Below are 16,668 nucleotides of genomic sequence, written 5' to 3'. Positions count from 1 at the left end.
CCACATGAAAAAAACGCTTCTGCTCATGTCAATTTTGCTGCTGATGGCTTGCGTGTTGCCCATGCGCAGCGACTTCGATCGTCACCAGAAGAAATGGCAGGAAGCGAATATTACGCACTACCGCTTCGAGCTGAATATGATTTGTTTTTGCACTTTCAGAAACCGCATGCCGCTACAGATCGAGGTATTGAACGGCCAGGTTGTTGCAATGACGGATAACACGGGCAAAACGATTACGGCGGCAGATGCCGACTATGCCTATTTTTCCCGTTACGCAACCATCGACCGGCTGTTCTCGGAACTGCAAGCGAACTTGAACGGCACGGCGGATCAAATCGCGGCGGCTTATCATCCGAGCTATGGCTTTCCAACCCGGATCAATATCGACCGCATCAAAAGGGCGGCGGACGACGAGCTGGGGTTAACGGTATCGGCGTTTGAGCGATTGCCTTAACCGCAAGCTCTATCCTGTTCTAGTTGGCGATGTCGCCGGTTTGATTGGCCCAGCCGCTGGCTTGTATTTTAATGCCGGTGAATTCATCGAGACTCAGGAAACCCAATCCGGCGAGTATGGATTGAATTGCAACGCCGTTGCCTTGTTCGTCCGCTTCGACCAATTTCAATGCTTGGCCCAAACGTCCCTCGCGTTTCACTAAGGCTAGGCACATATCGTCGGAAATACCCAATTTGTTGACGATCTGCTGCATCTCGATGCCGAGTAATTCGTCCAGCAGCGACAAAATGCCGACAATAAAGGCGCGTTCATGGTGATTTTTATCGTGCGGGCGCTCCGCAGCCGCGATCAATTCCATCAATTTGCCGCGTTCCACCGCTGTTTGCATGCGCGTGCTGGGGATGCCATCTTCCGACTTGCCTGCGGTGTACAGCAGCAGTTGTATCCATTTCAGCAATTGCTCGCGCCCCATTAATGTGATGGCGTGCTTGATCGAATTGATTTTGCGCGGCAAATCGCCCGCCACGGAATTGACCATGCGCATCAGGTTATAGCTGAGTCCCGGCTGGCGTTTGAATTCCTTTTCAATTTCTTCGTGATCGAGATTATCCGTCACCAAAGTCAATAATCTAAGTAGCGACAATTTCCCCGGATCTGTACATTTGACCGACATCACCTCGGGTTTGGCGAAATAATAGCCCTGAAACATCTGGAATCCCAATTCCTTACAGCGTAATTCCTGCTCTCGGCTTTCCACTTTCAGCGCCAGCAGCAAAACCGGCCAGCGTTTTAATGCGGCGACCAGTTCTTCGAGCTCATCCGCTCCAAGCGCCAGCACATCGACTTTCACAACGCTGACGATCGGCAGTAACTGTTCGATTTTGCTGTCGATGGCAACGATATTATCCAATGCGAATTGATAGCCTTTTTGTTTCAACTCGTTGCATTGCTGTAGAAATTCCACCGTGATCTGTTCCGGCACCCTGACTTCCAGCACCACATGCTTGCTCGGCAGCAAGCTGATGATATCGCTCATGATCAGATCGAGATCCGCATTGATAAAACCGCGCTGTTGCCCGAGCACATTCTGAATGCCGAAACGGCCATAAGCGTTGACGATCACGTTGGCCGACGCGGATAAATCGTCGGTGACTTTGGCTGCTTCCTGGGTTTCCTCCTGCCGGAACAGCAACTCGTATGCGACTAAGTTCTGGTTACGATCCAGAATGGGTTGCCGGCCAAGAAAATAACTTTCCATTGATTCCTCCGCATTGATCGTTGGGTGCAACTGCTTGTTCGGGTAAATGAAGCTGGAATATACGGTAGGGTGACTGCAGCCTAAAGCAGGAACAAACGGGGTTTTCCGTTCAGCGAGAGATTTGCTGCAATATGCTTTGGTGATTTCTCGCGTCCGTTGGGCACCCGGTAGACTTTACCGCCGGTTTTACTTATGCTTGCCGCTCATCGAACCCGCGCTACCCGCTACTCATGAATCCAACTACCCGCGTTTTCATCAGTTACAGCCACGACTCGGATACACACCGGGAATTCGTGCGGAATTTGGCCAACGATCTGCGCCGGGATGGCCTGGATTGCCAGATCGACCAATACGTCAATGGGTTTCCGCCGGAAGGCTGGCAGCGCTGGATGGAAACGCAGATTGAACAAGCGGATTTTGTCCTGATCGTCTGCACGCCAGTATATCTACAGCGTTATCGCGGAAATGACCCGGATGGCGGGCGCGGCGTCAATTTCGAAGGCGTGGTGATCTCGCAAACGCTGTACGATCATTACTACCGCAACACCAAATTCATCCCGATCATCCCCGTGCAAGGCAGCTTGGACGATGTGCCGCTGCCGCTGAAAGGTTACACCACCTACACGTTGCCACGCGATTACACCGTGCTTTACCGCTTGCTGACGGATCAACACGCGACACCAGCGCCGGAAATCGGTGGCATGATCTATCTTCCGCCGGAGACCGCCAGTGGACTTGCGTTAAACGTCAATATTGCGCAACAGGCGGTACAAGTTGCGTCGTATACCAACTTGCCCGATGCCGCAGTCCAAACGCTCGTGGCGCAACTGCAGAAACAGCTCTCGGAGGAAAAACGCAATAATCACAATCTTAGCGATCTGCTTGAAAGATACCGCAGTGATGTGGCGGAATGGGAAAGCAGATACCGCGATGCACTGGTGCAAAACGCGGCCGATCTGCAAAAGAATCCCGAAAATCCGCAATTGCTGGCTGAACAGCAAGCTTTGCAGGCAGGTGAACTGGAACAGGCGGCACAGCTTCGTGAGCGTTATTATCAAAACCTGAAACGGGAAAAAACGGCAGAGCTGGCGCAGGAAGCGTTCACGGCTGCGGAGCGCTGGGAAAATGCCTTCAATATGCCCAAGGCGTTGGCGCTGTATCAAGAGGCCGTTGGATTCCGGCGCGATTACCCCAAAGCCTGGCGCAATATCGGCAGCATCGCCAGAAAATTAGGCAACAGTACGCTGGCACTGGAAGCCGCGCAAAATCTGCAGAAGCAGCTCGATCCGGAAAAAGATCCTTGGTGGTTTGCAGTTGCCTTAAGCGATGAAGCGGATATTTTGAGCGCGCTGGGCGATAACCGGAAAGCATTTGAGAGATACCAGCAAAGCCAATTATTGCTGGAACAGCTTGTGAAAGCGGAGCCGGATAATCTCAATTTACAGCGCGACCTGTCGGTGAGTTATAACAAGATCGGCAGCATGTATGAGAAAACCGGCGACAATGCGGCGGCGCTGAAGGCTTATCAGGATGATCTCGCCATCGCCAAGAGACTGGCAGAACTCGATCCGAAGCACACGGAGTGGCAGCGCGACCTGTCGGTGAGTCATAGCAAAGTCGGGGACTTGCATCTGAAAACCGGCGACAGCGGTGCGGCGCTGAAGGCGTATCAGGATGGTCTTGCCATCGCCAAGAGACTGACGGAACTTGACCCGAAGCAAACGCAGTGGCAGCAAGACCTGTCGATGAGCTATGAGCGAGTCGGCAACATGCGCCTGAAAAGTGGCGACAATGCAGCGGCACTGAAGGCGTATCAGGAAGCGCTTGCGATCCGCAAGAAACTAGCGGAACGCGACCCAAAGCACACACAGTGGCAGCGCGATCTGTCGGTGAGTTATAACAAAATCGGCGGCGTACATGAGAAAACCGGCGACAACGCGGCAGCGCTGAAGGCTTATCAGAATGATCTCACCATCGCTAAGAGACTGGCGGAACTCGATCCGGATGTGGTGGAGTGGCAAACCGATCTGGTGGTGAGCTATGTCAAACTGTCGCAGATTCTAACCGGACAGCAAAAGGAATTACTGGCGGATGCGCTGGACATTTTATACCGGTTGCAGCGTGAGAAACGGCTAGACCATGAATGGGAGCTGCGAATCGGTATACTGGAAGGAATGCTGCAACTGGATTCATCCGGTCGGGATGAACCGTCAGCGGAAGCGGCGAAGCCTTGAGCGTGTCGCCGTCTGATCTGTTGCTCCTTTCCCGATGACGGCTGCTCTTATCCGTTTGCGCGAGTGCGGGTCTTTGCTGGACAAAGGGTTGCTGCTGTTCTGCACGGTGTGGGCAGGGCTTTTGATTGCGCTGAACTATACGCTGGGTATTGAAAGCGGCATAATCAAAGGGCTGGATTCGCGCTGGCAGCAGTGTGCTGCACTGTTTCTGGTGTATTGCAGCGCGTTTGTCATTCCGTATGGTTTTGCCGTGGTATTCCGCAGACATTTGATCGCGGCCACGCCGCTATTTTGGTTGCTGCTGCTGATCGCACCGGTTTTGTTTGCGGTTAAGGCGAGTGTGGCCAATCCGCTGGAAAATCAAATCGATGGGGTGTGGGGGAGTTATTGGACGATCGTCACGACGCTGCCTTTTAAGTTGCTGGTCGTGCTGGCGCCGTTGATCGTGTTACAGCGGTGGTTTCCTGAACAGCCGGGTTTCTGGGGGCTGACGCTACGCAATGTGCGTTGGTGGCCGTACGGTTTGATGCTGTTGATGATGATGCCGCTGATTGCGTATGCCGGGACGCAGCCGGATTTTCTCGCGGCGTATCCACGCTTAAAACAAATCGCTTTCATCGCGCCGCATACGGAACATTTCGGCTGGTTTCAGTTGCTGTACGAGGTCAGTTACGGTATCGATTTTGTCACAATCGAACTGTTCTTCCGCGGTTTCCTGATTTTTGCGTTTGCCCGCTATGCCGGACCGGCGGCGATTCTGCCGATGGCGGTTTTTTATTGCAGCGTCCATTTCGGCAAACCGCTGCTCGAGTGTATTTCTTCCTTTTTCGGCGGTTTGATTTTGGGCGTCGTCGCGTATCAAACCCGCTCCATCGCCGGTGGTCTGGCGGTGCATCTGGGCATCGCCTGGATGATGGAGGTCAGCGCATATGCCGGGAATGTAAGGAACGGATAGATTGCGCGTTACGAGTTGCGGGTTTTGAAGCGATCGGTGGCGCGGATCAGCGCGGCTTGTATGCCCGGTTCCCACACCGAATGCCCGGCGTCGTCGATGATGAGGTACTCCGCCTGCGGCCAGGCGTGATGCAGATCGTCCGCGCTGACGATCGGGCACACGGCGTCGTAGCGGCCTTGCACGATGGTGGCGGGGATGTTGTGCAGTTTGTGCACGTTATTCAGTAACGAATTTTCCGGCAGGAAGATATTGTGCATGAAGTAATGCGCTTCCATGCGCGCCAGTCCGAGCGCCACGGTGTTGCTGGCAAAGTAGCGGACTGTGGCCGGATTGGGCAATAACGTCGAGCACGAGCCTTCATAGGTACTCCAGGTGCGCGCCGCAGGCATGTGGATAGCCGGATCCGGGTTCATCAGGCGTTGATGGTAAGCGGAGAGTATATCGTTGCGCTCTGTATCGGATAGCGGTGCAACCAATTCACGCCATGCTTCCGGGAACAAATTACGCAATCCGTACAGAAACCAATCGATTTCCTGTTTGCGGCAGAGAAAAATGCCGCGCAGGATGAAGCCCAGACAACGTTCCGGATGCGCTTCGCCATACGCCAGCGCCAGTGTGCTGCCCCACGAGCCGCCAAATACCAGCCAGCGGTCAATGCCCAGATGCTGACGCAGTGATTCCAAGTCGTTGATCAGATGCGGTGTTGTGTTGTCTTGTGTTTCACCCAGCGGTGTTGAACGCCCCGCGCCCCTTTGATCGTATATGACTATGCGGTAATATGCCGGATCGAAGAAGCGCCGGTGCGCTGGTGTCGATCCCGCACCAGGGCCGCCATGAAGAAATACCACCGGCGTGCCGGAAGGATTGCCGGATTCCTCCCAGTACATGGTGTGGATGTTATCCAAGGCTAATGTGCCTTGCCGGTTGGGTTGAATTTCAGGGTAAAGCGCCGCAGGTGAATGATGGTTCATGATATGGGTACAAATGCCGATAATTAATTGGGTTTAAGAAAGATAGAAAAGAGTGGCAAAGATCACAGAGTTCAGGTCTTAAATGAATTATAGTTCTGCTATATTGCTCGACAGGCTATCTACTGTATCAATGTTAAAAGGAATATCATATGCCTAATACTATCCTGAGAGAACAAGAAGTTTCCATGTTGCGCGAAGAAATGGAAATATTGATGAATGAACGCCAATGCCTGCTGGATGCGACTGGCGCCGCGGCTGTGTTTGTGGCCAAGATGGACAGTACTTTATTGCCGGATTCGGTCTGCCAGGCAGCCAAGATCCTGTCCAGTTCGTTAAACAATTTACCAGAAGAAACCTTACGGGATGCGCTGGAGAGGGTGAAGTCAGAGTTTGCAGTTCGTGTATGAACAGAAGAAAGCATTAGCCGTACCGAAAGTTGGACTTGTTCTGACCGGCGGTGGAGCGCGCGCCGCCTATCAAGTGGGTGTGTTGCGCGCCATCGCCGAATTATTACCTGATAAGACGCGCAACCCGTTCCCAATTATTTGCGGCACCTCCGCCGGTGCTATCAATGCTGCCAGTATTGCCGTTTCCGCCCACAATTTTGCCGAAGGTGTCGAACGGCTGGAAGAAGTATGGTCGAATTTTCATGTCGATCAGATTTACCGGTCGGATCTCATGGGTGTTATTCATAACACTTTGCGCTGTATGCTCTCCTTGGTGTCGAGCGAATACGGCCAGCATAATCCCATTTCTCTGCTGGATAATGCGCCACTGGAAGCTTTGCTAAAAAGCCGTTTTTCTTTCCGCACCGTTCAACACTGTATCCGCTCCGGCTCGCTGCATGCACTGGGATTGACTGCCTGGGGATATACATCAGGTCAATCGGTTACTTTTTATCAAGCGGCACGAGAAGTGTTACCGTGGAAACGGGCGCAAAGACTGGGTCTTCCGGTCGAGATCGGAGTTGAGCATTTGATGGCTTCCTCGTCGATACCGTTTATTTTTCCTGCCGTGAAATTGAATCGTGAGTATTTTGGCGATGGCTCCATGCGTCAGATGGCGCCGATTAGCCCGGCGCTTCATCTGGGAGCCGATAAAGTATTGATCATCGGCGTGCGTAAACCGGTAACCGACGAGCCCAAACGTATCAGCGCATCAGGTTATCCGCCTTTTGCACAGATTGCAGGACATGCGTTGAACAGCATCTTTGTCGACAGCCTGGACGTGGATCTGGAGCGTTTGCTACGCATTAATGAAACACTGAAACTGATTCCGCCCGAGGCGTTTAAAGCGAATAACATATCGCTGCGCCCCATCGAAGCAATGATGATTGCCCCGAGCGAGGGAATCAACGAAATTGCCCAGAAATATGCGCATACACTGCCGTGGATCATGCGCTATCTATACCGTGCCATCGGCGCCATGGGGCCGAATGGTTCGACTTTACTCAGCTACGTATTATTTGAAGTGCCTTTCTGCCGGGATTTAATCGAGTTGGGTTATAACGATACCATGCAACAGAAAAATGAACTTTTAAAGTTTATTGGGGTTCAAGAAAAGGTATAGCGCATACGGGCGTCACGTTTTTATTGCATTAAAATTTTTGTCAGGAAAAATAAATGGCTTTTGATAGTCCGCAATTTTGGCTTGCTGTCTTACAAATCATTGCGATTGATATTGTGCTCGGCGGCGACAATGCCGTTGTGATCGCGCTGGCTTGCCGGCGTTTGCCAGAGCAACAGCGCAAATTGGGTATTTTCTGGGGTGTGTTTGGCGCAATCTTATTGCGCGTGGTGATGATCTTTTTTGCTTTGAGTCTGTTGACCATGCCCTATCTAAAGATTGTAGGCGCGGTTTTGCTGGTTTGGATTGGCATTAAATTGCTGCAACCGGAGCCGGAGGGTGCGCATGAAATTGATGCCAGCACGACGTTAGTTGGTGCGATTAAAACGATTATCGTGGCGGATGCAGTGATGAGTTTGGACAATGTCATCGCCATCGCAGGTGCGGCCAAGGATGACATCGGTTTGGTCATTTTCGGCTTGGTCGTCAGCGTGCCGATCATCGTTTGGGGCAGTCAAATGGTGATGAAGGTCATGGATCGATATCCGGTTACGATCGCAATTGGCGCGGGATTGTTGGGATGGATTGCTGGCGATATGGCGGTTACCGATGTCGTCACCAAGGAATGGGTTAGTACACAGGCGAAGTATCTTCAGTGGATTGCGCCGGCTTCTGTAGCGCTTCTGGTTATTGCGGCCGGCAAATTGCTGGCGGCCCGGAAACCGGTTAAACCCCAGCCGTTGGAAGATTTGGCCGATGAAAAAATTCCCAAATAGTCATTCACGTATAAAAGTTTGAGAGACTGATCATGCTAAAAATTTTATTACCTGTCGATGGTTCTGATTATGCCAATAAAGCAGTAACCGGCTTTATTGCTTTATTGGACTGGTATAAGGAAAAACCGGAACTGCATTTACTGAATGTGCAATATCCGCTGCGCGGCAATGCGGCATTGTTCATTAACCAGACGGATATTAAGCAATATCACCAAGAGGAAGGCCAAAAGGAATTGCAAAGCACGTGCGCTTTGCTCGATCAGGCGGGTGTTGCTTATCAATATCACATTGTGGTGGGTGATCCGGTCGAAATGATCGTACGGTTTGCTAGTGAGAAGCAATATGATCAGATTGTGATGGGGCCGCGCGGAGCGGGCGGTATCCAAGGTTTGTTGCTGGGCTCGGTAAGCAGCAAAGTGATGCAGTTGGCAAAAACTCCCGTGTTATTGATTAAGTAATGAATTTCCGGGGCGAGTCTTTTGAAGCTAAGGATCTTGGGGTGTAGCGGAGGGATAGGAAGCGGCGAACAAACCACTGCGATGTTGCTGGACGACGATGTGCTAATCGACGCGGGAACAGGTGTGGGTAATTTGAGTTTGTCCGAGATGATCAAAATTGATCATATTCTTGTTACGCATGCACATTTGGATCATGTTGCATTTATTCCATTTCTGGTGGATACCGTCGGTTCCATCCGCAACAAACCGATAACAATTCATGCCATCCAGCCCACGCTGGATACGTTGCGGGAGCATTTGTTTAACTGGCATCTGTGGCCAGATTTTACAAAAATTCCCAATGACATTTCCCCTTATATGCGTTACGAAACATTGTCGTTGGGAGATACCATTCTTCTCGATGGCCGTGCGATTACGCCACTGCCCGCCCATCACACCGTTCCTACAGTCGGCTTTCAGTTGGACTCGGGGTTAGCCAGTCTTGTTTTTTCCGGTGATACAACTACTAATGATGCCTTCTGGGTAGCCGTTAATAAGATTGTAAATTTGCAGTATTTGATTATTGAATGCGCCTTTTGCAATCAGAACAAGGATATCGCGATCAGATCACGGCATTTTTGCCCCAGCTTGCTGGCGGAAGAATTAGAGAAATTGGAACGGAATGTGGAAATATTTATTACGCACCTGAAACCCGGTGAAGCCGATGTCATCATGGAAGAAATAGATCAGTGCATTGGAAAATATAATCCACGTCGCCTTGAGAACAATCAATTATTCGAATTTTAGGAAGTGAGGCTATGAGTACAGTCGCGATGATTCAACCACAAAAGAATAATGTAAATAATAATAACGAATCAGCTTTTTCCAAAAATCTGCAGGTTATTATCAACAAGATATACGCTGCGAATGGTGTTGAAGAAATCATGCTGGAAACTAGCAAGGATATTTGCGCATTGCTCAACGCGGACCGGTTTACTATCTACTCACTGAATGAAGATAAATCTTCTTTTGTTTCGAGGGTTAAAAGTGGATTTGATTCTTTTCAGGATTTGAAACTGCCGGTAACGGAAAACAGTATTATCGGTTTTGCCGCTTTGCAAAAGAAAGTGGTCAATATTGCAGATGTATACGATAAAAGTGAGTTAAAAAAATTTAATCCGCTACTGGTTTTTTCCAACGAGGTGGATAAACGCACGGGTTATCGAACCAAACAGATGCTGGCGGTGCCGATTCTGAACGCAGATAGCCGGGAACTGATGGGCGTGGTTCAAGTGATTAATAATAGATCGAATGAATCATTCACCACCGAGATCATGGAAGGGGTCGTGGAAATTTGCCGCGTTCTTGCCATTGCTTTTAAGCAGCGCCAGAAGCCCTCTCAATTGCTCAAATCGAAATATGATTATCTGATTCTCGATGCAATTATTTCCGCCCCTGAACTGGAACTGGCGACACGCTCAGCGCGGAAAAAAGGCTGCGATCTGGAAGATGTTCTGGTTGACGAATTCCGCATGAGTTTGCCGCTCATCGGCAAGGCATTGGCTTCTTTTTTTCAGGTTAAGTATGAGCCTTTTAGAGCGGATAGGATTAAACCGGCTGATCTGCTTAAGAATTTAAAAAAAGATTATGTTGAAAGCAATGCCTTACTGCCGATTGATGAAACCGAAGATGGCTTGATACTACTAACGCTCGATCCTGAACGGGTTAAGTCGCAGCGTATTGCCAATACGATTTTCCCAAAGCATAAGATCGTTTACACGGTTACTACGCAAAGAGAATTTAATGCCACGGTCGAACAATTTTATGGCGGCAGCCAGGACGAGATCGGTACCGGCGACATCAATGAAATGCTTACCAATCTCGGGACTGAAGATGTCGAAGAGATAACAGGTGAGATAGAGGAATCTTCCGCGGCGACTGACAACGAGCTGGTCAAGCTCGTCAATAAAATCATTATTGATGCCTATAAAATGGGGGTATCGGATATTCATATCGAACCCTACTCAGGGAAAGAAAAAACCAAAGTACGCTTCCGTAAGGATGGTTCGCTGATGCCTTATATCGAGGTTCCGGCAGGTTATCGTAATTCTATGATCACACGTATAAAAATTATGTGTGATATGGATATCTCCGAAAAGCGCAAACCGCAGGATGGCAAGATTAAGTTCAGGAAATTTGCGCCACTGGATATCGAATTGCGTGTTGCGACCATTCCTTCAGCCGGTGGTTTGGAAGATGTCGTAATGCGTATTCTGGCTGCCGGTGAACCCATTCCACTGGAGAAAATGGGTTTTACCGAGCACAATCTGGAGGAGTTGAAGAAAATTATCAGCAAACCGTACGGGTTGTTTTTTGTATGCGGCCCGACAGGTTCAGGTAAAACAACCACGCTGCATTCGGTATTGAAATATCTCAATCGCGACGATACCAAGATTTGGACTGCGGAAGATCCGGTTGAGATTACACAAAGAGGATTGCGTCAGGTGCAAATCAACGTCAAAGCGGGATTAACTTTCCCAGCCATCATGCGTTCTTTTTTGCGAGCCGATCCGGATATTATCATGGTGGGTGAGATGCGCGACAAGGAAACGACCAGTATCGGTATCGAAGCTTCACTAACCGGGCACTTGGTTTTGGCGACACTGCATACCAACAGCGCGCCGGAATCGGTCATTCGGTTACTGGATATGGGCATGGATCCGTTCAACTTCTCCGATGCCTTGCTGGGTGTGTTAGCGCAACGTTTAGCGAAGCGTTTATGCAAGAATTGTAAAGAATCGTATGTAGCCAGCGAACATGAAGTCGATACATTATTAACCGAGTATTGCGCCGAGCTCAGAAATATCGATCGTTTTAAAGCCAATCCCGATGCTGCGCTTGGTGAAATACGCGAACAATGGATCCAACAATATGGAAACGATCAAGGTCAAATTACCTTGTACAAGGCAGCGGGTTGTGATGATTGCGCCGGTACAGGTTATTCCGGGCGGGTGGGATTACATGAATTGATGACAGCCACCGATGCACTGAAAAAGAATATTCAAGAGCGCGCTCGTGTGGCGGATATGCTGGTGACGGCCTTGGGTGATGGTATGCGGACATTGAAGCAAGATGGTATTGAAAAGGTGTTACAGGGGGTTACGGATATTCATCAGGTACGGGTGGTGTGTATTAAGTGAGTTACTGTAATAAAAGTGACGATAATGGTCACTCTCTTACGTAGTATGTCGTGTGTGAAGAGTACGTAACTGGCAAGCTACTTGCTAGTGGACTGAAGTTAGGAGTTAATAGTAGCTTTGTTGGTTACTGTGTTATTTCACACCGATGGAGTAGGTGATGTGTTAAATAGAAAAGCCGCCTTAATATTTAAGGCGGCTTTTCTTGTTAGAGCTTAAAGCATCAACGATCTATATTTCAATTGGAAATTAGACAATCGATTAAGAATTCAGATTAGCAAATTCCAGCAGCAATACAAGTACTCCCAGCGGCTTTGGTCCAGATTATAGGTCTTCCAACTCCTGCTGAAGTTCCGGTGAGAATATAAGTTTGACCTGCGAGACCATTAGCGTTGCTAGCAGTCATGGTAATGGTGGCAGTGAGTGGGCCATTAGCAGAAATGGCACCGGAACCAGCCGCAACAGCACCATCAGCTGCAGCAGTCGCAGCCGGTATACCTCCCAACGCGTTAGTACAGTTGGCAGCGGCTAGAGTGCCTTGTTCTTGGAAACAAAGTTCAACACCCAGCTTGTATGGAGCGGCAGCGGATACAACTTCACTGAACCTCGCTTTCAAAGTATAAGTCTGATACGCAGGTACAGCAACTGCAGCCAGAATACCAATGATGGCGACAACGATCATTAATTCAATCAGAGTAAAACCTTTTTGTGCTTGTTGCATTTGTTGTTCTCCTTTGGGTTGAGTAAGGCACACCAAGTGTGTGTAGTGTCTATAGCAGAAACTATGCCAGAATTTTAATTCTGAAAATTTGTTATGTAATCTTTGTTAATTTATCGGGTTGTATTTGATACTTGAGATTGTTTCGAGGATCAGGGAATGTCTCACGTTCTGTATAGATTTTACAGGGATCAGAATTCATTTTGTTAATTGCCAAATACTTCCTCCCATAACGCCAACACCGCCATGCGATCATCTTTTAAATGACCGCCTTCCACTCGAGTGAATTTCTGAGTTTGCCCATCGATGGGCGCATTACCGGTCATGTCCACGTCGCCATTCAATCGTAAGCGGTGTTGAATGCGCCGGAATTCCCGGTATGCGGAGCGTACTTCATCAGCTGTACTCTGGGAAATCAGTCCTAGTTCACCAGCGAGTTTCAGTAGTGCGATATTGCCGATATTGCCTGTTAATTGTGGGTAGCGAGAAGAATAACCCAATACCAGATACTGCACGATGAATTCCACGTCGATAATGCCGCCGCGGTCGTGTTTGATGTCGAACAGCGTGGTTGGATTGGGATGGACATCCAACATTTTCTCGCGCATTTTCAGAATCTCCTGCTTGAGTTCACCAAGATTGCGCGGTTTGCACAGAATTTCCTTGCGCGTGTGCTCGAATGCCGCGCCCACTGGTTGATCGCCAGCGACGAAACGAGCCCGGGTTAATGCCTGGTGCTCCCATACCCAAGCTTGTTCGCGCTGGTATTGCGCAAAAGCTTCTATCGAGCTGACCAATAATCCAGAAACACCATTAGGGCGTAAGCGCAGATCCGTTTCGTACAATAGGCCCGCCGATGTATGACGCGTGAGCCAGGCATTGATACCTTGTCCAAGCTTGGTATAGATTTCCGCAGCATCGGGATGATCGTCCTCATAAAGAAAAATCAGATCGAGGTCGGAAGCATAACCGAGTTCTTTGCCGCCCAATTTGCCATAACCGATGATCGCAAACGCGGGTTCTGCCCGGTGACGTCTCTTCAGGCCGGACCAGGCTAAATTCAGCACTGTATCGAGCATTAGATCAGCTAACGCAGTTAGATGATCGCTGAGCGTTTCGAGCAGCAGTGATCCTTCCAGGTCGGTGACCAGCAGGCGGAATACCTGAGCGTGTTGAAAGTGACGTAAAACGTCCATTTGCCACTCGATGACGTCATCCTTGGGGTTGTTGACATGATTGAGTTGATAGACGAGCTCATCGTGGAGTGCGTTCCAATCGGGAACAGGATGTGGCGATTCCTGCCGCAGTAATTCGTCCAGCAGAATAGGGTGCCGTCCGAGATAATCGCTAGCCCATTGGCTGATGCTAGCGAGTTCCGCTACGCGATGCAGTGTGTGCGGATGTTCGAGCAGCAGCGCCAGATACGATGTTTGTGGGCTGATTTTTTCCATCAGCTGCAGCATGCGCTCCAACGTGGCCTCAACCGGAGGTAGCCCGGCCACTGCTTCAATCAACAGCGGAATTAAGGTATTGATTTGCTCACGGTTGGTTTTAGGTAGTTGCTGATAAAAACTACCCTGATAAAACAACCGTAGCCGTTCCGAAATTTTGACCGGATTACTAAATCCGAATGTGCTCAGTTGCATGGTGGCGGCTTCGGTTTGCGAAACGTCTTGTGTTTCGGCTTGCCACAAATTGGCCAGCGTGTCGTGCGCGGATGACTTCCGTGGAGTGGCAAAAATGAGCTCAAAGTGACGCGTTACGTCATTCCGGTGAATATCGAGCTGCTCCATGAAAGCTGCATAATTGGGAAATCCCATGGCGGTGGCAATCAGCGTTTGGTCGTCTACATTTAGCGGCAGCGTTTGTGTTTGCTGATCGTCGAGATATTGCAGACGATGTTCCAATTTGCGCAGAAACAGATAAGCATCGATAAGTTCCGTCACGGTCTCCATCGGGAGTTGCTGTTTTTTTCGCAGCCGCTGCAAAACACTGAGCGTTGGACGGATACACAGATCCACATCGCGGCCGCCGCGAATCAACTGAAAAACTTGCGTGATAAATTCGATTTCACGAATGCCGCCCGGCCCCAGTTTAATGTTGTCGTGCATTTCGCGGCGCTCGACCTCCTTGCGCAATTGCGCATGCAAGCGGCGCATCGATTCGTACGCGCTGAAATCCAGATATTTGCGGAACACAAAAGGCCGGACAATTTTTTCCATCAAAATCGACTCGGCCTCTGTGCCGGTGTGATTGGCGATCACCCGGCCTTTGATCCAGGCATGGCGCTCCCATTCTCGTCCATGCTTGATGAAATATTCTTCCAGCATGGAAAAGCTGATCGCTAAAGGGCTGTTTTCGCCATGAGGGCGTAACCGCATGTCAACCCGGAATACATAACCATCGATGGTCAAATCATTGAGACTGGCGATTAGTTTGCGCCCCAGGCGGGCAAAAAATTCATGGTTTGAAATCGGCTTGGCGCCATCGGTCTCGCCATCTTCGGGATAAACAAAAATCAAATCAACATCCGATGATACATTCAGTTCACCGCCGCCCAGTTTGCCCATGGCTACCACCAGCAAATGCTGAATGGCGCTGCTGTTTCCCCCCCTCGGGAATCCGAAACGATCCGATTGCGTCAGCCAGATTTCATGGTGTTGTAAAGCGAAGTTGATCGTGACTTCGGCGAGATCGGTCATGCTGGACATCACTTCGAACAAATCGGCTTGGCCGCTGATGTCGCGCACGGCGAGCCGCAGCATGACCTGTTTGCGCAGATCGCGCAGGGCCTGATGTAAAGCTTCTTCATGGGCAATTTTACCAGCTTGCGAATTAAGAAAAGCCTGCATCTCCTCTCTGCGGAAGGGCAGGTGCAGCGTTTCCTGCAGCGCGATCTTCCGCATCGGCTCACTATCCAATATGCGTTGTGCATAGCGGCTGAAAGGTAATGCGGCGGCGAGGGTTGCAGCGGATGGGGGAGCGGTTATGGGCATAATCGGGCGGTAAAGGCTATAGAATAGCAAAGCATTTCAGATTAAGCATAAATCAAAATAGAACGTTATCAGAGTAAATGCTAGAATCAACCCTGTAGCGGAGATCTTTATTTTCTATAAGATAGTTAATAAAAAGAAAATCACTTAATGATAACGTAATTTAAAAAGGGATTTGCTCACGGTGTTGATTATTGGCTGATTCATTTTAAAAATCAGAACAGTCGAACAACTATGTTAAACAATACCACTAAACAGCAACAAGCAATGATGGAAAACAAAAAACATAAAGGCTTTCGTGTCGCCGCCATTCAAATGGCTTCGGGTCCGAGCGTATCCGCTAATCTGGAAGAAGCTGCGCGCTTGATTGAAGATGCCGCTTCTCAGAAAGCGGAACTGGTAGTATTGCCGGAGTATTTTTGCATCATGGGAATGAAAGATACTGATAAGCTAGCGGTCCGGGAGCAACCGGGTGACGGACAAATTCAGAAATTTCTCAGTGATACGGCCAAACGGCTGGGGATTTGGTTGGTGGGCGGATCAGTGCCGCTGGCGTCATCCGAACCGGATAAAGTCTATAATAGCTGTTTGGTTTACGCGGATAACGGCGAACAGGTTGCGCGCTACGATAAGATTCATCTGTTTGGTCTGCAGCTCGGTCATGAGCATTACGCCGAGGAAAAAACCATTAAGGCGGGAAACAAAGTGGTGACAGTCGATTCGCCCTTTGGCCGTATCGGTCTGTCGATATGCTACGATCTGCGGTTTCCGGAATTATTCCGCCTGATGAATAATGTTGATATTATTTTGGCGCCTGCGGCTTTTACGGCGATTACCGGAAAAGCGCACTGGGAAGTGCTGGTACGTGCGCGCGCGGTTGAGAATATGGCTTACGTGATTGCGCCCGGACAAGGCGGTTATCATGTCAATGGGCGTGAAACCAACGGCGATAGCATGATCGTTGATCCTTGGGGGGTTGTCATGGAACGGTTGCCGCGTGGTTCCGGAGCCGTGGTTGCGGCAATCGATCCGGAGTATCAAACCAGCTTACGCACTAATTTACCCGCGTTAGATCACCGGATTTTACAGCCATGTTAATCAAAGCGATT

At 49.7% G+C, this 16,668-nt stretch carries 14 protein-coding genes; 10 read left to right on the top strand and 4 right to left on the bottom strand.

The genetic code is table 11. The features are described from left to right. The first annotated feature begins 4 nt into the window (after positions 1-4). Complete coding sequence (locus tag DU481_RS03955) at positions 5-454, top strand: DUF6174 domain-containing protein (protein ID WP_350132770.1); 450 nt, start codon at positions 5-7, stop codon at positions 452-454. A gap of 19 nt (positions 455-473) precedes the next feature. Here the strand turns inward: DU481_RS03955 and DU481_RS03950 are convergent, their stop codons facing one another. After that, positions 474-1,712 carry an EAL and HDOD domain-containing protein gene (locus tag DU481_RS03950; RefSeq protein WP_350132768.1) on the bottom strand — a complete coding sequence of 413 codons (1,239 nt, stop codon included), beginning with the start codon at positions 1,710-1,712 and terminating at the stop codon, positions 474-476. Positions 1,713-1,942: 230 nt separating this feature from the next. Here DU481_RS03950 and DU481_RS03945 point away from each other — a divergent pair, with 230 nt between their 5' ends. Further along, positions 1,943-3,946: an SEFIR domain-containing protein gene (locus DU481_RS03945; protein WP_350132766.1), complete on the top strand. Its 2,004-nt coding sequence runs from the start codon at positions 1,943-1,945 to the stop codon at positions 3,944-3,946. Positions 3,947-3,980: 34 nt separating this feature from the next. Next, positions 3,981-4,901, top strand: coding sequence for a CPBP family intramembrane glutamic endopeptidase (locus DU481_RS03940; protein WP_350132764.1), 921 nt, complete (start codon positions 3,981-3,983; stop codon positions 4,899-4,901). An 8-nt stretch (positions 4,902-4,909) separates the two neighbouring features. On the opposite strand, the gene pip is transcribed toward DU481_RS03940, so the two are convergent. After that, positions 4,910-5,872 (bottom strand): prolyl aminopeptidase, encoded by a 963-nt coding sequence (gene pip / locus DU481_RS03935; protein ID WP_350132762.1) that lies wholly within the window; start codon positions 5,870-5,872, stop codon positions 4,910-4,912. Between the two features lie 149 nt (positions 5,873-6,021). Between pip and DU481_RS03930 the strand changes: the two genes are divergently transcribed. Genes DU481_RS03930 through DU481_RS03905 form a run of 6 tightly spaced genes read left to right on the top strand, consistent with a single transcriptional unit; the run spans position 6,022 to position 11,851 of the window. Beyond that, the gene (locus tag DU481_RS03930; RefSeq protein WP_090319530.1) at positions 6,022-6,279 is read left to right on the top strand and encodes a hypothetical protein; all 258 of its coding nucleotides are present in this window, start codon (positions 6,022-6,024) and stop codon (positions 6,277-6,279) included. Beyond that, positions 6,272-7,441, top strand: a complete 1,170-nt coding sequence (locus DU481_RS03925; protein WP_350132760.1) for a patatin-like phospholipase family protein — start codon at positions 6,272-6,274, stop codon at positions 7,439-7,441. Before DU481_RS03930 ends, DU481_RS03925 begins: the two co-directional genes overlap by 8 nt. 53 nt (positions 7,442-7,494) lie before the next feature. Then, positions 7,495-8,214 (top strand): TerC family protein, encoded by a 720-nt coding sequence (locus DU481_RS03920; protein ID WP_350132758.1) that lies wholly within the window; start codon positions 7,495-7,497, stop codon positions 8,212-8,214. 32 nt (positions 8,215-8,246) lie between these two features. Further along, complete coding sequence (locus tag DU481_RS03915) at positions 8,247-8,672, top strand: universal stress protein (RefSeq protein WP_350132756.1); 426 nt, start codon at positions 8,247-8,249, stop codon at positions 8,670-8,672. Between the two features lie 21 nt (positions 8,673-8,693). Beyond that, on the top strand, positions 8,694-9,458 hold the full coding sequence (locus DU481_RS03910; RefSeq protein WP_350132754.1) for a 3',5'-cyclic-nucleotide phosphodiesterase: 765 nt from the start codon (positions 8,694-8,696) through the stop codon (positions 9,456-9,458). 11 nt (positions 9,459-9,469) lie between these two features. Then, a complete protein-coding gene (locus DU481_RS03905) occupies positions 9,470-11,851 on the top strand; it encodes a GspE/PulE family protein (RefSeq protein ID WP_502889907.1) in 2,382 nt (793 codons plus the stop codon). 271 nt (positions 11,852-12,122) lie between these two features. Here DU481_RS03905 and DU481_RS03900 read toward each other — a convergent pair whose 3' ends face one another. Both DU481_RS03900 and glnE read right to left on the bottom strand, forming a co-directional pair. Next, positions 12,123-12,569, bottom strand: a complete 447-nt coding sequence (locus tag DU481_RS03900) for a pilin (RefSeq protein ID WP_350132752.1) — start codon at positions 12,567-12,569, stop codon at positions 12,123-12,125. Between the two features lie 203 nt (positions 12,570-12,772). After that, complete coding sequence (glnE, locus tag DU481_RS03895) at positions 12,773-15,562, bottom strand: bifunctional [glutamate--ammonia ligase]-adenylyl-L-tyrosine phosphorylase/[glutamate--ammonia-ligase] adenylyltransferase (protein WP_350132750.1); 2,790 nt, start codon at positions 15,560-15,562, stop codon at positions 12,773-12,775. Between the two features lie 264 nt (positions 15,563-15,826). On the opposite strand from glnE, the gene DU481_RS03890 reads away from it, so the two are divergent. Next, entirely contained in the window at positions 15,827-16,657 is an 831-nt protein-coding gene (locus DU481_RS03890; protein WP_107803676.1) for a carbon-nitrogen hydrolase family protein, read from the top strand. The last annotated feature ends 11 nt before the right edge of the window (positions 16,658-16,668 follow it).

The sequence above is a fragment of the Nitrosomonas sp. genome, assembly GCF_040240425.1.
Classification (GTDB): Bacteria; Pseudomonadota; Gammaproteobacteria; order Burkholderiales; family Nitrosomonadaceae; genus Nitrosomonas.
This window is presented reverse-complemented; position numbering and strand designations above follow the sequence as displayed.